This is a genomic window from Massilia sp. (genome assembly GCF_046293535.1).
GTDB lineage: Bacteria > Pseudomonadota > Gammaproteobacteria > Burkholderiales > Burkholderiaceae_D > Telluria.
Genome location: NZ_JBKBOV010000006.1, coordinates 138,347 through 157,225 on the forward strand (window position 1 = coordinate 138,347; position 18,879 = coordinate 157,225).

The window sequence follows — 18,879 nt, forward strand, 5'->3', positions numbered from 1 at the left end:
CGAGTGCGCCGCAGTGCGAGCACTGCAAGCAGGAGTCAACGCAGCAGCGCGCCGGTTATGGAAGTTAAAAACACATTTATTTCGGGGCGAGTACTTAGGCGCTTGCGGCCGCCCTCACGGGGCGTCCAGCACCGATAACGCCCGTTCGTAATCGAAGGCGGCCAGCGCCGACTCCAGTTGCGCCATGCGCGCCGCGCCCAGGTACGCGCGCAGTGGGCCGCGTTTTTCCGCCATGAGATCCTGGGCGCCGCTGTCGCCGAGATCGAGCAGGCTGCGCAAGTGCGCGAGATCGGCTGGCGCCAGCGTCGCATCGCTCGCCGCCGGACCGACGGCGGACGGCGCAAGCAGCAGCGCCACCTCATCGATCACCCGCGCCAACTCCGCTTCCAGCCGCTCGAGCAGCGGCGCATCCGCCGGCGCGCCGGCGCGCAGCAGCTGTTCGACTTCCAGCGCCAGCGCGCGCAGGCAGCGCGCCTCGACCATCGCGGCCGCGCCTTTCAGCGTATGGGCGATGCGGTGCGCCAGCGTGGCGTCGCCGGCGGCCAGCGCTGTGCGCAGGCGCGCGGCGGTGTCGGCGTAGTCGGAACGGAAACGGGCGAGCACGCGCAGGTACATCGCCTCGTCGCCCATCATCCGGTCGCGCCCGGCGGCGCAGTCGAGCGCCGGCATGGCAACCGGGACGTGCGCCTCCGGGGCGGCCGGGGAAGGGGACAGGCTCACCGTGTGGTAAACGACCAGTCGCGGCTCACCGGGCTGCCGTTCACCGTGCCGGAGAAGCTGACGTCGTAGGTGGTGGCCGCGGCCAGCCGCGCCAGCGGAATGATCGCGATGGCGGTGCGCTGCGTGGCGGTGGGCGAGGAATTCACCACCAGCACCTGCAGGTTGGCGCCGCCGCGCGGACGCACGGTGAAGGTCTGCATCGTCAGCGGGGCGTCGATGTTCGCGTGCACGCTGATCGGGTAGCCCACCTCGTTCTGGTTCGGGACCGGATCCGGTTCTTCGGTGTCGCTCATGAAGTTGGGCACCACGCCGGTCTGGCCGTTGAACGGCCAGGTCACGACGGCGTTGGCGGCGATGCCCGGACCGAAGCCGCCGCGGGTTGCGAAGTCGGCGGTGAAGTAGTTGTAGCGCGCGGCGGTGGCGGCGCCGGTGCCGATCTCGCGGAACTTCGGCTCGAACATCACGAAGCGGTGGTAGATCGCGGTGATCAGCTCCTCGGCCATGAAGAAACCGCTGCCGTTGGTGGCGCCGGAGATCACTTCGCCATACGCGTAGCCACTGGCCGGGATGGTGTAGCCGGCCGCGTTCAGGCGGTCCTTCAGGGTGGCGCCGGTGAAGCCGGGCTTGCCCGGAACCTGGTCGTGGCTCATCACGTTGTTGGTGCGCAGGTACTCGGAGTGGCCCAGGGCCGCATTGTTGATCAGGACGTTCTCGGTCACGACCGGCACGCCCAGCTGGGTGCGGCGGTAGTTGATCCAGTTGCGGCCATCGACGGCGATGCTGCCGGTCGCCGTTGGCGCAGCGGCATCCGGCGCGATGTTGGCCGGCGGGGTGAGCGCGACCGGGGGCGCCCCGGCGCCCGCGCTGTCGCTGCCGCCGCCACCGCACGCGACCAGGGTCGAAGCGGCCACCAGCGCGGTGATGAGGGAACGCCAGCGAGGCATATAGCTCATGTTGCAACTCCTGTCAATACTGTGAGACGACGTCACATTCTAGAGCAAAAACCGGCACACGGCTCCAGCGGTGTTGCGCGCTGGCCGGCATATTTCGCCACCCTGTAGAATAAGCCATCGCTCACCTTGCCGAGTCATCAATTGTCAACCAAGCCTACCAGCCGGCAGCGCCTCGCGCGCGCCAAGTTCGCCCTGCCCAGTTTCGTGACCCTGCTGTCGATCGCCTGCGGCTTCGGCAGCATCGTGATCTCGGTCGACAACGCGCACATCGGCTCGCCCGCCGACTATCGCCTGGCGGCGATCCTGCTGGTGCTGGCCGGCGTCTTCGATGCTCTCGACGGCTTCGTGGCGCGCGTCACCAAGACGCAGTCCAGCTTCGGCGTGCAGCTCGACTCGATCGCCGACGTGATGAACTTCGGCTGCGCCCCGGGCCTCCTGCTGTATTGCTACGGGTTTGCGCAGATGGGCGCCGAGCACCCGACCCTGGTGCGCATGGGCGGCCTGGCCTGCTTCGTGTTCGTCACCTGCGGCGCGCTGCGCCTGGCGCGCTTCAACGTCATGGTCGGCCGCACCGACCCGCGCTACTTCGTCGGCATGCCGATCACCGCCGGCGCGGCCTGCGTGGCCTCGGTGGTGGTCGCCTGGCCCGACCCTGCCACCACCACGGCGCAATGCTTCGGCATCATCGCGCTGATGCTCGCGGTGGGCACGCTGATGGTGTCGACCGTCCGCTTCCCGAGCTCGAAGCACCCGCGCGGCAAGGTGATGCTGGCGCTGCTGGCGGCGTGCGCCGTGCTGCTGGCGGTGCTGCAGACGCGCTTCTTCGTGCTGTTCTTCCTGCTGTACGTGTCCGCGACCCTGCTGCTGAACATCGCCTGGCGCATGGGGTGGAAGGGCATCGCCCCGCCGGTCGTCTACGAGGAGTAATCTGGTCCAGTGGACCAGAGTAATCTGGTCCAGTGGACCAGATTACGCGCCGTCAGGCGAATTTGTCGAGCATCGCCGCCAGGTGGGCTGCGCGTGCCCGCGCCTCGTCGAGGTCGGCCGCATTGCCGGACTGGGTCTGGATCGCCCCAGCGAGCAGCTGCACGAAGGAGCGGTCGAGCGCCTTGCGCGCCGCCGCCATCTGCTGGGCCACGGCGTCGACGTCGGACGGCTGCGCGGCCAGCGCGATCAGCTTCTGCACTCCGCGCAGCTGGCCTTCGATGCGCGCCAGCCGGTTCAGCAGGTCCTTCTTCTGCTGCGCGGTGAGGGCGCTGCCCTCCACGATCTTCAACGGGCTCTCGGCCATGGTCGTGCGCCTCCGGCCTTCAGGCCACTTCGTGCCCGCGCGCCGCGCGCAGGATGCGGAACCAGTCGCCGCGCTCGAGCTGGAAGGAGGTGGCGGCCACCGCTTCGCGGATCGCCTCGAAGCGTCCGGTGCCGGTCAGCGGGATCGGGCGGCTCGGCAGCTGCATGATCCAGGCGAACAGCACGCTGGCGAACGGCTTTTCCATGCGCTCGGCAATCTCCTGGATGACCGAGCGGACCTCGGCCGCGCGCGCGTCGCCTGAGGTGAACAGGCGCCCGCCGCCCAGCGGCGACCAGACCATCGGCGCGATGCGCAGGTCCTGCAGGCCGTCGAAGGTCTGGTCGAACATCGGCGCGACGCACATCGGCGAGAACTCGACCTGGTTGGTGGCCAGCGGCACGCGCCGGTTCAGGCATTCGAACTGGTGGCGCGTGAAGTTCGACACGCCCACGTGGCGCACCTTGCCGGCCTGCTGCAGGCGGGTGAAGGCCTCGGCGACCTCGTCGAAGTCCATCAGCGGGTCGGGGCGGTGGATCAGCAGCAGGTCGAGGTGGCTCGTACCCAGCTGGCGCAGCGATTCCTCGGCGGAGGCGATGATGTGGGCGGCGCTGGTGTCGTAGTGCTGGATGCCGTGCTGCGGGCGTTTGCCGGAGACCAGCTTGATGCCGCACTTGCTCACCAGCTCGATGCGCTCGCGGAGCAGAGGCTGGGCGCGCAGGGCTTCGCCGAACACGCCTTCGACGCCGTAGTCGCCGTAGATGTCTGCGTGGTCGAAGGAGGTGACGCCCAGCTCGATGCACTGCTCGATGAAGGCCACGCGCTGCTGGACCGACATGCCCCACTCGTTCATGCGCCACATGCCGGCCACGATGCGGGACAGTGCGGGGCCGCCTTCACGGGTGGCGATGCGCGGGCAGTGCAGGTCGGCGGGGAGCAGGGCGGTCATCGTACGTAGTCGTGTTGGGGGAATTGCACGATTATAGCGGTGCAAGGACACCTTGTTGGAGCGCACGCAAACTTGGCTTCCCGCCTGCGCGGGAATGACGGTTTTGCGCTTGGCTTAAAGATCAAGCATCCCGGATCCGCAACGTAAGCACGTCGTTCCCGCGCAGGCGGGAACCCAATTGCGCAGCGCAGTAAATCGCTTCCCTGCATCCAGAAGCTGGAAAACAAAAAGCCCGCCCGGCTTGCGCACGGACGGGCTTTGTCGTGAACGATCAGCCGTGAATCATTGCATCCACAGGCGCATCGAATCCCAGGCGCGGCCGAAGATGCTGGCTTCCTGCACTTCATCCAGCGTCACCACCGGCAGCGCGATCAGCGGCTTGCCGTCGACCATCATCTTGAGGGTGCCGACCGACGCATTGCGCGCCAGCGGGGCGACCAGCGGGTCCTTGCGTTCCAGGACCGGCTTCATCTTGCCCGCCACGCCCTTCGGCACGGTCACCAGCACGTCGCGGGTGAAGCCGAGCTTCACGGTCGAATCCGAGCCTTTCCATACCGGCACGGTCGATACGGCCTGGCCCTTCGAGTACAGCTTGACGGTGTCGAAGTTCTGGAAGCCCCAGTTCAGCAGCTTCTGGCTTTCCTGGGTGCGCACCGAATCCGAGGCGGTGCCCAGCACCACCGAGATCAGGCGGCGCTGGCCGGCGTTGCCGTTCGGGCGGCGTGCCGAAGCGATCATGCTGTAGCCCGAGGAATCGGTGTGGCCGGTCTTCATGCCGTCCACGGTCGGGTCCAGCCACAGCAGGCGGTTGCGGTTCTGCTGGGTGATCTTGTTGTAGGTGAACTGCTTGATCGAGTCGATCTTGTAGAACTCGGGGAAGTCGCGGATCACGCTGGCCGCCATGATCGACAGGTCGCGCGCGGTCGAGTAGTTGTTCGCGTCCGGCAGGCCGTGCGGGTTGCCCCAGCGCGTGTTCTTCATGCCCAGGCGCTCGGATTCGCGGTTCATCAGGGCGACGAAGGTGCCTTCGTCGCCGGCCACGGCTTCGGCCAGGGCCACCGCGGCGTCGTTGCCCGACTGGATCATCAGGCCGTGCAGCAGGTCGTTGACCGACACCGGGACCTTCGGGTCGATGAACATCTTCGAGCTGCTGGGGTCCACTTTCCAGGCGCGGACCGAGACGTTCACCATCGTGTCCAGGGTCAGGCGCTTGTCGCGCAGCGCGGCGAAGGTCACGTAGGCCGTCATGACCTTGGTGAGGGAAGCCGGCTCGATGCGGGCGTCGGGGGCTTGCGCTGCGATGACCTGGCCGCTCGTCGCGTCGAGCAGCAGCCACGATTTGGCTGCGACGGTCGGCGCAGGCACGGTCTGTGCGCTGGCCGAGGCCATCAGCAGGCTGGCGGCCACGGCCGCTAACAGTTTTTTCATGGGAGTGTTCGCTGTAAAAAAATGCTAATGCAGAAGTGCGCAAGGCAAGACTCGAAAGTATTGCCTCGAAAGAAGGGACTAATTATTGCACAGCGACAGCGTCAAATGTCACGTCAACGCCACATTTCGACGACAAGATTTTTAATGTGGCCGAGCTTGCGGTGGAAAAAGTGATCGGCGCCGGGGATCACGGTCACCGGAATGTCGAGCGGACGCGCCCAGTCGAAGACTTCCTGCAGCGTGATGGTATCGTCAAGTTCGCCGTGGATCAGGATGGTGTCCGCCGGGACCGGCGGCATCGGCCACTTGCCGGCGGCGGTGCCGACCAGCACCAGGCGCTCGGCCGGGCGGCCTTCAAGCGTCAGGCGCTGCTGGAACTGGGCCTGCACGAAGGTGCCGAAGGAGAAACCGGACAGGGCCACCGGCAGGCCCGGGTACTGCTCGGTCATGTGCCGGTACATGAGGTCCATGTCGTCCACCTCGCCGCGGCCGTCGTCGTGCACGCCTTCCGACTCGCCCACGCCGCGGAAGTTGAAGCGCGCGGTGGCATAGCCAAGGGTGACGAAGGTGCGCGCCAGGGTCTGGGCCACCTTGTTCTCCATGGTGCCGCCGTACAGCGGGTGCGGGTGCGCCACCAGCGCGATGCCGCGCGGCTGGCCTTCCGGCAGGTCGAGGATGCATTGCATCTTGCCGGCGTGGCCGTCGAGGGTAAACTTGTGCGAATACTTGTTCATTACGTCTTCAGTACGGGTTTTGCGTTGCTTGCTGGGGGGATCAGATCTTCAGGCGTTCCACGACCTTGCCGCCGATCAGGTGGGTCTCGATGATGTCGTCGATGTCGGCGTTGTCCACGTAGGTGTACCAGGTACCTTCCGGGTAGACCACGAGCACCGGGCCTTCCTCGCAGCGGTCGAGGCAACCGGACTGGTTGACGCGCACCTTGCCTTGGCCATTGAGGCCGAGTTCCTTGATGCGCTTCTTGGCATGCTTCTGCGCCTTCTCGGCGCCGCACTTGCCGCAGCTCTGGCGGGCGTCCTTGCCGTCGCGCTCGTTCATGCAGAAGAAGACGTGGTGCTTGTAAAAAGGTGCGTCGTTGGTGTCGCTCATGTCGCTCATGTCGCTCTCGTCATAGGTGGTCGCCAGCCCTCATGATACGGCAAATGCTCACTGGGCTCCGTCCGCCCCGCCCGCCGCGCCGGGCCGCGGCTCCGGGCGGTTCAGCTGGTGCGAGGGCAGCAGCAGGAACCACAGGGCCAGGAAAGGCCATGTCAGGGAAAGGAACTGGGCCGCGCCGTTAAAGTTCAGGAATTTGCCTTGCACCCAGCCCTGCAGCGTAGAGACGAAATACGGGTTCACCGGCACCGTATTGACCACGATGAGGCTCAGCACCAGCGTCACCACGGCGAGCCGGCGCTGCGCCACCTGGGGTGCGAACACCAGGCCGGCGAGCATGATGATACCGATGATGAAGCCGCCTTCCGCGCCGGGCGTCACCCACACGAAGGCGTTATCGGGCCGGAACAGCAGCGAGCTGGCCAGCGCCTTCACCAGCAGCGCCGTGGCCAGGAAGACCACCATCAGCAGGAAGCGCGGCGCGCTGCGGCGCACCAGGCACATGAGCGTCAGCACGGCGCCGGTCATGCCGCAGGCCGTGATGATGGTCTCGGACAGCCAGTACTGCTCCACCGTCATCGCCTCGCCCGGGCGCAGCAGGTTGACCAGGTCGATGTCGGTATCGAACCAGCGCGACAGCCAGCTTGAAACGATGGGCAGCACCTGGCCGTGGCCGAACAGGTAGCTTTGCGGGTAGATCTGCGCCAGCGGCCACAGGGCCACCAGCACCAGGCCCTGGCTGGCGTAGGGCGCGAACCAGCGGCGCCGCAGCTGGAACAGGCGGCTGCGGTCGAGCAGGCCGGGCGCCCACCAGGCGCCGAGCAGCGCGCCGACCAGGCAGCCGCCGGCATTGGTGACGAGGTCGAGGTTGGACGGCACGCGGCTGGGCAGGAAGTTCTGCACCGTTTCCATCGTGAGCGTCACCAGGATGCCGCCAAGCGCCGCCAGCAGCACCGCCCAGATGCCGCGCACGCGCGGGTAGACCGACAGCACCAGCAGGACCCCGAGCGGCATGTAGCCGACGATATTGACGCCGACGTCGAAGCCGGTCCAGTAGCGTGGCATGACCGTATTGAGGAAGGTGAATACCGGCACCCCGCTATTGCGCCAGCCCGTGAACGGGTACCAGCTGGCGTAGACGATCAGGAGCAGGTAGGCCAGCAGCGCCGCGCGCGCGATCGGCGAGCCGCGTCCTTCGCGCGGGCGTTCGCGCTGCTCGACGGCGACGGTGGGTTCGGTCATCGCTTGCGGGTATCGACCGTCGCCAGCCAGGCCAGGATGTCGGCGGCCACGGCGTCGGTGCTGGCCGCGAGGGCGCGCGCGCCGCCCGGCGCATCGGCGCTCGGCGCCGGCGTGGTGCGCGTAAACGTGCGCTGGTCGAGCAGGCGGTGGTCGTTGAACAGCGAGGCGCGCAGGGTGATCCGGCCTTCGCTCTGGCTCACGCCACTGAAAGCATGGACGAAGTCGTCCACTTCCACGCGCAGCAACGGCACCCCGGTGGAGGCGTCGGTGGCCGACAGCACCTTCATGCCGGATTGCGCCAGGCGCGCCTTGACGCGCTGGGTGAGCATCTGCAGCGGCTCGTTGGCCCAGCGGCTGTTGGCATAGGTGCGGGCCTGCAGCGCGTCGGCGTAGACCAGGCGGTAGAACATGCGCTCGTTCTCCAGCGCCGAGGGGCCGGTGAAGTCCATCACCACCAGCGCCGGCATCGAGGCCGGCGCCGGCGCCGCTCCCTGCAGCGGCGTGGCCGGGCCGAAATCGTAGGTCATGTTTTCCTGGACCTTGTTGCTGGCGCAGCCTGCGAGGACGAGGCTCGAGACGGCGACGGCAAGCAGGGAGCGGATCGGAAAACGGAGCGGATAAGCGGTCACGGTGGTCCTCATTTGGTCGGTGGCACGAAGCCCGGTTCGCCCGGACCCGGCTGGGCGCTCGGGGCGCCGAACAGGATGCTTTGCGGGCGGTCGGACAGCGAGGTGGCGGTGCGCTTGACGGCGCGCAGCGCGCCGCGCGCTTCGTCGGTCATCTCGACGACGTGCGGCAGGGTTTCGCGTTCGAGTACGCTGGTGGCCGACTGCAGCGAACCGACCGCGCCGTTCAGGCGCTCGAGCGGGCCGTCCGGGGCCTGCAGGCGCGTGGCCAGCTGGCCGTAGTTGTCGGCGGTGGCCTGGATGCTGGCGGCGGTCGCGTCGAAGGAGCTCAGGCTGCGGTCGATTTTCGCGGTGAGCGCCGGCAGGCGGTCGATGGTCGGCTCGAGCTTGCGCGGGATGGCGGCATAGGCGTCGGCCGCCTTGCCGATGCTGTCGAACGCGCCGACGATGGTTTGCCGGTTCTCGTCGGTGACCATTTTGGCCAGGCTGTCGGTGATCTGTTCGGTCTTTTCCAGGATGGCCAGGCCGCGCTTTTCCAGGATGTCGAGCAGGCCCGGACGCAGCGGGATACGGGCCGGCTGGTCCTCGCGCACCGCCAGGCGCGGCGAGCCGGTGCGGTCGTCGTCGAGCTGGATGAAGGCGATGCCGGTCACGCCCTGGTAGCCGAGCGAGGCGAAGGTGGTGGTGGTGATCGGCGAATTCTTGTCGACCGACAGCTTGATCAGGATCTGGCCGGTGACGCGCGGATCGAACACGATCTGGTCGACGCGGCCCACTTCCAGGCCGCGGTAGCGCACCGTGGCTTCCGGGTTCAGGCCCGGGATCGACTGGGTGGTGACGATCTCGTAGGGCACCAGCTCGGTGCGGTCGCGGTTGAACCACAGCCCGGCCAGCACGGCCGCGATCACGAGGCCGATCGTGAATACACCTGTCATCAGGGCATACGACCTGTTTTCCATACTCAGTTCTCCGAATCGTTCTGGGCCTGGCGCTCTTCGAGCACTTCCAGCGCCCGCTGGCCGCGCGGGCCCAGGAAAAAGTGTTTGATGAACGGATGCTGGACCCGCAGCACGTCGCAGGCCGGCCCGACCGCCAGCACGTGCTTCTCGGCCAGCACCGCGATGCGCGACGACAGCGCGAACAGCGTGTCGAGGTCGTGCGTGACCATCACCACGGTGAGCTTCAGTTCGCTGTGCAGGGTCTGGATCAGCGACACGAAGGCATCCGACAGGTCGGGGTCGAGGCCCGCGGTGGGTTCGTCCAGGAACAATAACCGCGGTTCGAGCGCGAGGGCGCGCGCCAGGGCCGCGCGCTTGACCATCCCGCCCGACAGGTCGGAGGGCATCTTGTTGGCGTGCTCGGGACCGAGGCCGACCATGTCCATCTTGAGCAGCACGGCGTCGCGGATCACGTCCTCGGGCAGCGAGCGTAGCTCGCGCATCGGGAAGGCGATGTTGTCGAACACGCTCAGGGCCGAGTACAGCGCGCCCTGCTGGAACAGCATGCCCCAGTGGTTGCGCATGTGCTGCAGCTGTTCCGGTGCGGCCTGGCTGATGTCCTCGCCGAACACCTTGACGCAGCCCTCGGAGGGGCGCTCCAGTCCCAGCATCTGGCGCAGCAGCACGGTCTTGCCGGTGCCGGAGCCGCCGACGATGCTGAGGATCTCGCCCGCATAGATGTCGAGGTTCAGGTCCTGGTGCACCACGGTGCGCCCGAAGCGCTTCCACAAATTGCGGATCTCGACCACCGGCGGCCCGACGTCTTCCTCGGGGCGCTTGTTCAGGCGCTGCGGTTCGCGTGGCTTGGTGTGCTGGTTCGTGTCTGCCATCAGAACCCCACGTCGTTGAAGATGATGGCGAACACCGCGTCCGCCAGGATGACCACGGTGATCGCCGTGACCACCGCGGTGGTGGTGCCGCGGCCCAGGCTCTCGGTGTTCGGCTTGATGCGCAGGCCGAAGTGGCAGGACACCAGCGCGATCAGCATGCCGAACACGCAGCCCTTGAGCAGGCCGATGGTGTAGTTCGCCACCGGCACCGCGTCCGGCAGCTTCTGGATGAAGTAGCGGAAGGACAGGCCCAGCTCGACCTTGGCCGAGACCATGCCGCCGATCAGGGCCATGGCGTCGGTCCAGACCACCAGCAAAGGCATCGAGATGGCGAGCGCGATCACCTTGGGCATGATCAGGCGCTGGCCGTGCGAGATGCCCATCACCAGCATGGCGTCGAGCTCCTCGGTCACGCGCATCACGCCCAGCTGCGCGGTGATCGAGGAACCGGAGCGGCCGGCCACCAGGATCGCCGCCAGCAGCGGGCCCAGTTCGCGGATCACGGCCATGCCCAGGATGTCGACGATGTAGATGTCGCCGCCGAACATGCGCAGCTGCTGCGACGACAGGAAGGAGAGCACCACCCCGATCAGGAAGCCGACCATCGCCGTGATGCCGAGCGCCTGGAAGCCGGAATGGTAGATGTTGGCGGAGATCTCGCGCCAGGGCCCGGCCTGCGGGCGGCGCAGGAAGCGGCCGATGTCGAGGATCAACTGGCCGATCAGGCCCACGAAGGCGCGCAGGTGTTCGAAGAAGGACAGCATGCCGCCGCCCAGCACGATCAGCCAGTTCAGCGGGCTCAGCTTGTGGCGCGGCAGCTTGATGGCGCTGGCCTTCTCGATGCGGCCGAACAGTTCTTCGTGCTGCGGGTCGAGCTTGAGGCTCGGAGGACGTTGCTTGCCCCAGGCGTTCCAGAACATCTGGGCGCCGACGTGGTCGAGGCGTTCGATGCCGGACAGGTCCCAGGCGAGGGTGTGCTTGTCTTTCTTGAGCGTGGCCAGGGTGCGGGTGATCCCCTTGAGCACGCCGCGCCGCGTCAGTGTATGTACCTGCCAGACGCCGCTTGCCATGACAGATGGGGCCGCGCCGGTGCCCGAGGCCTGGTCTGGATGCTGGATGGTTAATATTGGCGCATTTTCAATCTGCATTGCGCCAGTGTAAAAGAGAATCGTTATCGCTGCTACACGGTTTCTAACGTAGCGCGCTACGCCGCCAAGTGGCGAACCTGGCGCTCGGGCGCCGCCGCCGCCGGCTTGTGCACGGGGGCCGTATCGAGCTTGCCGGCGTAGTCACGCGCCAGCAGGGCGGCCGCTTCCTCGCGCGTCATGCCGCGCAGCTGCAGCCATTCCTGCACCAGTTTCGCCAGCTTCTCGAGCGCGATGCGGTGGGTCGCGTCGGTCCTGGTGTACATCCAGTCGGAGAATGCCATGAAATTCTCGAACGGGGCCTCGCCCAGCAAGGCGCGCGTGGTGTTGGCGAAGCGGCCGGAGTTGGCGACCAGGTCCCAGTAGCGGGCGAAGCGCACCAGGCGCTGCATGGTGGGGAAGTCGATCCGGTCGGTGGCCAGCACGGTATACGGCGGGTAGGGATCGTAGACCATGCCGAAGGGCTCGGTGTGGCGGATGATCGGGGTGCCGCGCAGGCGCTTGAGGATGCCGAACTGGATCTCCTGGGCTCCCAGCCCGACCAACTGGTCGAAACCGCGGGCGAAGCTGGCCACGTCCTCGCCCGGCAGGCCGGCGATCAGGTCCACGTGTAGGTGGGTCTGCGCGTGTTCGGTCAGCCAGCGGATGTTGTCGGCCGCCTTGGCATTGTCCTGGCGCCGGCTCACCAGGGCCTGTACCTCGGGGTTGAAGCTCTGGATGCCGATCTCGAACTGCAGCGCGCCCGGCGGGAACTTCGCGATCGTCTCCTTCAGGGCTTCCGGCAGATGGTCGGGGACCAGCTCGAAGTGCGCATAGACCGGGTCGTCCGGGTTCTGCGCCAGCTTGTCGAGGAAGAACTGCATGATGCGCAGGCTGGTCTTGACGTTCAGGTTGAAGGTGCGGTCGACGAACTTGAACAGGCGCGCCCCGCGCGCATACAGCGATTCCATCTCGGCCAGAAAAGCGTCGAGCGGGAAGGGCCAGGCGGTCTTGTCCAGCGAGGACAGGCAGAACTCGCACTTGAACGGGCAGCCGCGCGAAGCTTCCACGTACAGGGTGCGGTGGGCGATGTCTTCAATGCCATATAAAGAATAGGGCAGGGCGATCTCCGCCATCGGCGGCTGTACGCCGGCGTGCACCTTCATCAGCGGCTTCGGGCCGTTCAGGATCTCGCCGCACAGCTTGGGGAAGGTGACGTCGCCCCAGCCGGTGACGACGTAGTCGGCCAGGCGCACGATTTCCTGCTCGCCGGTTTCATGCGAGACCTCCGGGCCGCCCAGCACGATGACCAGCTGCGGCGCGACGCGCTTGAGCAGCGCCACCAGCCGGGTGGTTTCCTCGACGTTCCAGATGTAGACGCCCAGCCCGAGGACGCGTGGCCCGTGCGCCAGGATGCGCTCGACCAGGTCGCTGGTCTTGGCGCCGATGACGAATTCCTGGATCCGGGTCTGTTCCTGCAGCGGTCCCATGTTCGCCAGCAGGTAGCGCAGGCCGAGCGAGGCGTGCGTGTAGCGGGCGTTGAGCGTGGAAAGCAGGATGGACATGGCGGCGGACAGGCGGAGTGGAGAACGAGGGCGTCATTTTACTGCGCCCGCGCGTTGTGCCGGCGCCGATATGCATAATGAGTTGCTTTCAAAAAAGATTGGTATCTACAATCAGACACTTCTTTTGAATGGGACTGCCATGCTTCTTACCAATATCGAAACCATCCCCGGCAGGGAGATCGTCGTGTGCCACGGCGTCGTCTCGGGCAGCTCGGTGCGCTCCAAGCACGTCGGGCGCGACATCATGGCCGGCCTGAAGAACATGGTCGGCGGCGAGCTGCGCGGCTATACCGAGTTGCTGGAGGAGTCGCGCGAACAGGCGACCGAGCGCATGAAGGCGCAGGCCGCGCAGCTGGGCGCGAACGCGATCGTCAACGTGCGCTTCTCGACCTCCTCGGTGGCGGCAGGCGCCGCCGAGATCTATGTATACGGCACCGCGGTGACCGTCAGCTGAGATGGAATACCTCATCCTGCTGGCTTTCTGGTCGGTGCCGGTGGTGCTGGGCTACGTGTTCGGCCGCGCCGCCGAGTCGCGCCACTACCGCTCGATCATCGCCAGGGAAAAAGAGCAGCTGCGCCTTCCCGCCACCTCGCTGAAAACCCTGGTGCGCGGCGGGGAGGTGGCGCGCAGCGAACTGGTGACGGGCAGCGTCGTCATTTCGATCGACTATTTCAAGAAGGCGGCGTCGGCACTGCGTTCGCTGGTGGGCGGTCCGGTCAAGTCCTATGAAACCCTGCTCGACCGCGCCAAGCGCGAGGCGGTCCTGCGCCTGAAGGAAAGCTGCCCGGAAGCCGACGAGATCGTCAACCTGCGCCTCGAAACCCTGCCGCTGACCGGCAGCCAGCGCAACCAGGTGATGGGCGTCGAAGTGCTGGCCTACGGTACCGCCATCTATTACGCGGCCGGCGCCGGCGAGGCATGAAGTACCGAGGCGCGCTGCCCCAGCATAACGACAATATCTCGCACGAACACCCGCTGAAGGATTTCCTGCTGATCCTGCTGGCGTTGTCGCTGGCGGTGCTGGCGGGAATCTGGGCCGCGGGCCTGCTGGTGGACCGGGTGGTCGACGGAATGGGACCGGAGACGGAAGCGCGCCTCATCGGGCTGCTCGCGCCGCCGCTGCCGCCTACCCGGGCCGAGGCCGCCCCGCGCGAAGTATGGCTGCAGTCGCAGGTCGATGCGCTGCGCCGCTGCGCCGGCATCTCCAGCCCGGTAACGGTACGCCTGGTGGCGTCCGATCAAGCCAACGCCGTGGTCCTGCCGGGCGGCGCCGTGATGGTCTACGCAGGCCTGCTCGAGCGGCTCGAGTCGGAAAACGGCCTGGCTTTCGTGCTTGCCCATGAACTTTCCCACCTCGTCCACCGCGACCACCTGCGCGCCGTCGGGCGCAGCCTGGTCGTGATCGCCGCGGCGACCGTGCTGACCGGGGACGGCTCGTGGGCCGCAGGGGTGCTGGCGCCGGCCCAGCACCTGGGCGAAACCAGTCATTCGCGCGAGCGCGAGTCGCAGGCCGATGCAAAAGCGCTGCAGATCCTCCAGTGCCGTTATGGGCACGTCGGGGGCGCCACCGAATTCTTCGAGGCCATCCGCAAGCGCGACGGCGACGCGCCGGCCTTGGCCCACTACCTGGCCTCGCATCCCTCGATGGCGGCCCGCATCGCGTCGCTGCGGCACGCGATGCGCCAGGCCGGCCTGCGGTCCGGCCCGGTCCTGCCCCTGCCGCGCTGAGCGAAGGCCGGGCCCTCAAAAACAAAAAGCCGCCGCGGCTTGCGCCGGGCGGCTCCTTGTCGAGGTACCGGAATTACTTGGTGACGGTACGGGTGCCGACCACTTCGATGGTCACGCGGCGGTTCTTGGCGCGGCCTTCGGCGGTGCTGTTGTCGGCGACCGGCTGGGTCTCGCCCTTGCCTTCGGTGTACAGGCGGGCAGGATCCAGGCCTTTCGAGACCATGTAGGCCTTGACGGCTTCGGCGCGGCGCAGCGACAGCTTCTCGTTGTAGGCGTCGGTGCCGACCGAGTCGGTGTGGCCGACGGCGATCATGACTTCGGTGTTCAGGCCTTCCAGCTTCGACATGAACTCGTCCAGGGCCGCCTTGCCTTCCGGCTTGACGATCGCCTTGTCGAAGTCGAACAGGGCTTCAGCCGCGATCGAGACCTTTTCCGAGGTCGGGACCGGTTCCGGTGCCGGTGCCGGTGCGACGACCGGTGCCGGTGCCGGCGCCGGTTCCGGTGCCGCGACCGGGGCCGGAGCGACGTAGGCTGCCTTGACCGGGCGGCCGAACTTCCAGACCAGGCTCACGGTGGCGGTGTCGATGTCGCCGCGGTTCTGGACCGCGTCGGTCACGCGATAGCGTTCCACTTCGCCGCGCAGTGCCATGTTTTCGTTCAGCGCGTACTCCAGGCCCACGCCGTATTTGCCGTGGCGACGGCCTTCGTTCGGCGGGTTGGCGACGGTCACGGCATCCAGGCGGCTGCCGTTGAAGCGGGTGGTGGCGCGGGTGTACTGGACACCGCCGCGTGCCAGGAAGGTCAGGCGCTCGGTCAGCGGCAGGCGGCCGACCAGGTCGAGGTTCACGCCGCGGAACTTGGTTTCGCCGTTCAGGTTGCCACGGTTGGTCCAGGCTTCGAAGTCGAAGTTTTCCAGTTCGAAGTAACCGGCTTCGATGGCGAAGTAGCGGTTCAGTTGCTTACCGACGAACAGCTTCCAGGTGACGTCGCGGTCATCGGTGTTGAAGCTGCTCAGGGTCGAGCCGTTCGAGTTCAGGGTGCGCTGCAGCGCGCTCTGGTCGATGTCGGCGCGCGAGCGTCCAGCGCCCACGCCTGCGTACCAGGCGCTGTTGGCCCAGTCCGGATTCACGTAAGCCGTTTCGGCTTGTGCGGTCTGCTGGGGGGCTGCGTCCTGCGGTGCCGCGTGGGCGTTCACCATGGTTGCGCAGGCCAGTGCGATCAGTGCGGCGAGTTTGTTGGATGCTTTCATTGTTCTGTTTTCTTCAATAAATACATTGGTCTGTTACCGGGGCCTCAAAGGCTCGGCTCTCGGGGAAATGCAGTCCGAAGTATTACCTTTTGGCATCTTGCGTACTGTTCGCTATCTCGCATAAGAAAAATATTCTCGAAATAACAACACTTCGGATATGCCTCACGCTTAATAGCTCATTTACTGCTGAACCCATCACTTTCACCAGTATGCATAGCGCAAGGAATTGTTTAGAGTTCAACTGTGCGATTTTAACATTTACTGTCGCGTGCCGCCGGCCGCAGAAAGCGCCTGACCATGCCAAGCCCGAGTTCCCCCGTCTTTTCCCGCGCCTGCCTATGGGGCGCGGCGTTCGCCGCCACGCTGGCGCTGGGCGCCTGCAGCAGCGACAAGGACGAGGGCGCAGCCCCGGCCCCGCCGCCGGTACAGACCGCCGCGCGCATCCAGGTCGAGGTCGCGCGCACCACCCACGGCATACCGCACGTGCGCGCCGAGGACTACCGCAGCCTGGCCTACGGGCTGGCCTATGCCTATGCCCAGGACAACGTCTGCATGTTCGCCGACTCGGTGCTGACCGTGCGCGGCGAGCGTTCGTTGTTCTTCGGCGCCGAGGCACGGCCGCGCCAGCGCACCGGCGACGAGTACGGCGGCGGCAGCGGGTTCATGGACCTGAACAACGAAGAAAGCGATTTCTTCTTCAAGGGCTATCTCGACATCGAGCAGCTGCGCGCCAACTACGCCGCCGGCACGGCCGAACCACGCCAGCTGCTCGAGGGCTTCGTCGAGGGCTACAACCGCTACCTGAAGGACTACGCCGGCAAGCTGCCGGCCGCCTGCGCCGACGACAAGTGGGTGCGTCCGCTCACGCTCGACGACATGTACCTGGTGGTGGCGGAAAAGGCGCTGCACGCGTCCGGCCAGGCCTTCGCCAGGGACTTCGTCGCCGCCGGCCGCGTCCCGGGCGCCACGGTGAGCCTGGCCAGGGCGGCGCCGCGCAAGATCGATGCGTCCACGCTGGTGGCGCAGCTCGACAAGCTCAATCGCCAGGGCTTTGGCAGCAATGCCCTGGCGGTCGGCAAGGACCTGTCGGCCAACGGGCGCGGCCTGCTGCTCGGGAATCCGCACTATCCGTGGACCACCGCCGACCGCTTCTACCAGGCCCACCTGACCGTGCCGGGGCGCTACGATGCGATGGGCGTGATCATCGGCGGCGTGCCGGCGGTCGTCATCGGCTTCAACAAGGATGTCGCCTGGAGCCATACCGTTACCTTCGCCTACCACTTCACCACCTTCCGGCTGGCGCTCGACCCCACCGACCCGACCGGCACCACCTATTTATATGACGGCGAGCGCCGCAAGATGACCTCCAAGACGGTCACCGTCGACGCGCTGCTGCCGGACGGCCTGGTGGGCCGGCGTAGCAAGACCTTCTACTTCAGCCACCAGGGCGCCGTCATCAATCGGGCGGCCGCGGGCATGACCTGGACCGCCAGCGCCGCCTACGTGCTGGGCGACCCGAACCGCTACAACACCCGCATGCTCGAGCAGTGGCTGGGCATCGGCACGGCTGGCAGCGTGCGCGCGCTGAAGGATTCGCTCGACAAGGTGGTGGGCCTGCCGTGGGTGAACACGGTCGCGGCCGATCGCGAGGGCAATGCGCTGTATGCGGACGCCAGCGTGGTGCCGCATATGAATGCCGACAAGTTCGTGAACGGCTGCCTGCTGGTGCAGGCGGCGCTCATGTTCGACGGCTCGCGCAGCAGCTGCGCCTGGGGGCAGGATGCAGGCGCGCCGCCGGGCATCTACGCGCCGGCGAAGGCGCCGTGGATGCTGCGCACCGACTACGTCGGCAATTCGAACGACAGCTATTGGCTGACCAATCCGAAGGCCTTGCTCACCGGTCCGGCGCCGCTGGGCTTCTCGCCACTGTATGGACGCACCGGCGTCGAGCAAAGCCTGCGCACCCGCATCAGCTTTCGCCAGCTGGAAGACCTGCTGGCGCAGCGCAGCAAGCTGAACCTGGCCGACATGCAGGCGCTGGCCTATTCGAACCGCGTGTATGCGGCCGAGCTGGTGCTGCCGGAACTGCTGCCTGCGTGCGCGGCGCTGAGCAACGAGCTTTCAAACAAGGCCTGCAACGTGCTGCAGGCCTGGGACCGCCGCGCCAACGTCGACAGCCGCGGCGCGGTGCTGTTCCGCGAATTCTGGAGCGTGGCGTCAAGCATTCCGAACAAGTGGGCGAACCCCTTCAATCCAGCCGATCCGGTGAATACGCCCAATGGCGTGGCGCCGGCGGCGATGCCGGCGATGCTGGCAGCCCTGCGGGGCGCGGCCGAAAAACTGCAATCGCTCGGCATTCCGCTCGATGCGCGGCTGGGCGACTACCAGGTGGAGCCCCGCAACGGCGTGCGCATCGCGCTGCACGGCGGGAACGGCAACCAGGAAGGCACCTACAGCTCCCTGACGATGCGCACCGGCCTGACCGCCAACGGCTACGTCGGCGCCCACTGGGGGCAAAGCTACATCCAGACCGTCGGCTTCGACGAGCAGGGGCCGGTGGCGCAAGGGGTGCTGACCTATGGGCAATCGACCGATCCCAAGTCGCCCTGGTATGCGGACCAGACCCAGGTGTACTCGCGCAAGGAGTGGCCGACGCTACCGTTCACGCAGGAGAGGATCAGGGCCGATCCGAATTACGCGACGATGAGCCTGCGCGAGTAGGTTAACTTAAGCCAGCCTGAAATTCTCTCAAAAACTCACGCCTGGCCCTTGCGCATCGGGGGCCGGCTTTGCTATAGTTTGTGTCTTCCAACGCTGCTTCGGTTCGCAAGAACGAAGACCAGCGAAAGAAAAAGAGGGGCTTGACGATAAACGCAGAACACCGCATAATCTCGCTTCTCTGCTGCTGACGAACACAACGCTTCGCACGGTGCAGCAAGGTAGTACAGAACACTGGTTCTTTAACAATCAACAGTCGATAAGTGTGGGCGTTTGATGAAGGTGCCGCTGGCTTCGGTCAGTGATTACTTAAATTATCAAATGTTCACAAAAAAGAAATACGTTGC

Annotated in this window: 19 protein-coding genes; 5 read left to right on the forward strand and 14 right to left on the reverse strand. The window is 66.4% G+C overall.

Going from position 1 to position 18,879, the window contains the following annotated elements:
- Positions 1–114 precede the first annotated feature (114 nt).
- The gene (locus ACK4S9_RS05570; protein ID WP_409722606.1) at positions 115–720 is read right to left on the reverse strand and encodes an Hpt domain-containing protein; all 606 of its coding nucleotides are present in this window, start codon (positions 718–720) and stop codon (positions 115–117) included.
- Positions 717–1,673, reverse strand: a complete 957-nt coding sequence (locus tag ACK4S9_RS05575) for a CAP domain-containing protein (protein WP_409722608.1) — start codon at positions 1,671–1,673, stop codon at positions 717–719. The genes ACK4S9_RS05570 and ACK4S9_RS05575 overlap by 4 nt, the downstream gene beginning before the upstream one ends.
- A gap of 141 nt (positions 1,674–1,814) precedes the next feature.
- Here ACK4S9_RS05575 and pssA point away from each other — a divergent pair, with 141 nt between their 5' ends.
- Positions 1,815–2,600 (forward strand): CDP-diacylglycerol--serine O-phosphatidyltransferase, encoded by a 786-nt coding sequence (gene pssA, locus ACK4S9_RS05580; protein WP_409722611.1) that lies wholly within the window; start codon positions 1,815–1,817, stop codon positions 2,598–2,600.
- Positions 2,601–2,652: 52 nt separating this feature from the next.
- Here the strand turns inward: pssA and ACK4S9_RS05585 are convergent, their stop codons facing one another.
- The 11 genes from ACK4S9_RS05585 to ACK4S9_RS05635 form a co-directional block, all read right to left on the reverse strand.
- Entirely contained in the window at positions 2,653–2,964 is a 312-nt protein-coding gene (locus ACK4S9_RS05585) for a metal-sensitive transcriptional regulator (protein WP_409722614.1), read from the reverse strand.
- A 19-nt stretch (positions 2,965–2,983) separates the two neighbouring features.
- Positions 2,984–3,910 carry an aldo/keto reductase family oxidoreductase gene (locus ACK4S9_RS05590; RefSeq protein ID WP_409722617.1) on the reverse strand — a complete coding sequence of 309 codons (927 nt, stop codon included), beginning with the start codon at positions 3,908–3,910 and terminating at the stop codon, positions 2,984–2,986.
- Positions 3,911–4,192: 282 nt separating this feature from the next.
- Complete coding sequence (locus ACK4S9_RS05595; RefSeq protein ID WP_409722619.1) at positions 4,193–5,338, reverse strand: D-alanyl-D-alanine carboxypeptidase family protein; 1,146 nt, start codon at positions 5,336–5,338, stop codon at positions 4,193–4,195.
- A 113-nt stretch (positions 5,339–5,451) separates the two neighbouring features.
- The gene (locus ACK4S9_RS05600) at positions 5,452–6,072 is read right to left on the reverse strand and encodes an alpha/beta hydrolase (protein ID WP_409722622.1); all 621 of its coding nucleotides are present in this window, start codon (positions 6,070–6,072) and stop codon (positions 5,452–5,454) included.
- Between the two features lie 40 nt (positions 6,073–6,112).
- Positions 6,113–6,454, reverse strand: a complete 342-nt coding sequence (locus tag ACK4S9_RS05605; RefSeq protein ID WP_409722625.1) for a (2Fe-2S) ferredoxin domain-containing protein — start codon at positions 6,452–6,454, stop codon at positions 6,113–6,115.
- A gap of 48 nt (positions 6,455–6,502) precedes the next feature.
- Positions 6,503–7,693, reverse strand: a complete 1,191-nt coding sequence (locus ACK4S9_RS05610) for a VanZ family protein (protein WP_409722628.1) — start codon at positions 7,691–7,693, stop codon at positions 6,503–6,505.
- Positions 7,690–8,322 (reverse strand): ABC-type transport auxiliary lipoprotein family protein, encoded by a 633-nt coding sequence (locus ACK4S9_RS05615; protein ID WP_409722631.1) that lies wholly within the window; start codon positions 8,320–8,322, stop codon positions 7,690–7,692. The genes ACK4S9_RS05610 and ACK4S9_RS05615 overlap by 4 nt, the downstream gene beginning before the upstream one ends.
- A gap of 8 nt (positions 8,323–8,330) precedes the next feature.
- On the reverse strand, positions 8,331–9,278 hold the full coding sequence (locus tag ACK4S9_RS05620) for an MlaD family protein (RefSeq protein WP_409722634.1): 948 nt from the start codon (positions 9,276–9,278) through the stop codon (positions 8,331–8,333).
- Between the two features lie 2 nt (positions 9,279–9,280).
- On the reverse strand, positions 9,281–10,147 hold the full coding sequence (locus tag ACK4S9_RS05625; RefSeq protein ID WP_409722637.1) for an ABC transporter ATP-binding protein: 867 nt from the start codon (positions 10,145–10,147) through the stop codon (positions 9,281–9,283).
- Positions 10,147–11,295, reverse strand: coding sequence for an MlaE family ABC transporter permease (locus ACK4S9_RS05630; protein ID WP_409722640.1), 1,149 nt, complete (start codon positions 11,293–11,295; stop codon positions 10,147–10,149). Before ACK4S9_RS05630 ends, ACK4S9_RS05625 begins: the two co-directional genes overlap by 1 nt.
- A 56-nt stretch (positions 11,296–11,351) precedes the next feature.
- Positions 11,352–12,836: a DUF4080 domain-containing protein gene (locus ACK4S9_RS05635; protein ID WP_409722643.1), complete on the reverse strand. Its 1,485-nt coding sequence runs from the start codon at positions 12,834–12,836 to the stop codon at positions 11,352–11,354.
- 139 nt (positions 12,837–12,975) lie between these two features.
- On the opposite strand from ACK4S9_RS05635, the gene ACK4S9_RS05640 reads away from it, so the two are divergent.
- From ACK4S9_RS05640 to ACK4S9_RS05650, 3 genes are read left to right on the forward strand one after another with little or no spacing between them, the layout of a single operon-like run.
- Entirely contained in the window at positions 12,976–13,290 is a 315-nt protein-coding gene (locus ACK4S9_RS05640) for a YbjQ family protein (RefSeq protein ID WP_409722646.1), read from the forward strand.
- A 1-nt stretch (position 13,291) separates the two neighbouring features.
- A complete protein-coding gene (locus ACK4S9_RS05645; RefSeq protein WP_409722650.1) occupies positions 13,292–13,759 on the forward strand; it encodes a YbjQ family protein in 468 nt (155 codons plus the stop codon).
- Positions 13,756–14,565, forward strand: a complete 810-nt coding sequence (locus ACK4S9_RS05650) for a M48 family metallopeptidase (RefSeq protein WP_409722653.1) — start codon at positions 13,756–13,758, stop codon at positions 14,563–14,565. Before ACK4S9_RS05645 ends, ACK4S9_RS05650 begins: the two co-directional genes overlap by 4 nt.
- Before the next feature lie 73 nt (positions 14,566–14,638).
- Here the strand turns inward: ACK4S9_RS05650 and ACK4S9_RS05655 are convergent, their stop codons facing one another.
- Positions 14,639–15,814, reverse strand: a complete 1,176-nt coding sequence (locus ACK4S9_RS05655) for an OmpA family protein (RefSeq protein ID WP_409722656.1) — start codon at positions 15,812–15,814, stop codon at positions 14,639–14,641.
- A gap of 297 nt (positions 15,815–16,111) precedes the next feature.
- Here ACK4S9_RS05655 and ACK4S9_RS05660 point away from each other — a divergent pair, with 297 nt between their 5' ends.
- The gene (locus ACK4S9_RS05660; protein ID WP_409722659.1) at positions 16,112–18,535 is read left to right on the forward strand and encodes a penicillin acylase family protein; all 2,424 of its coding nucleotides are present in this window, start codon (positions 16,112–16,114) and stop codon (positions 18,533–18,535) included.
- The last annotated feature ends 344 nt before the right edge of the window (positions 18,536–18,879 follow it).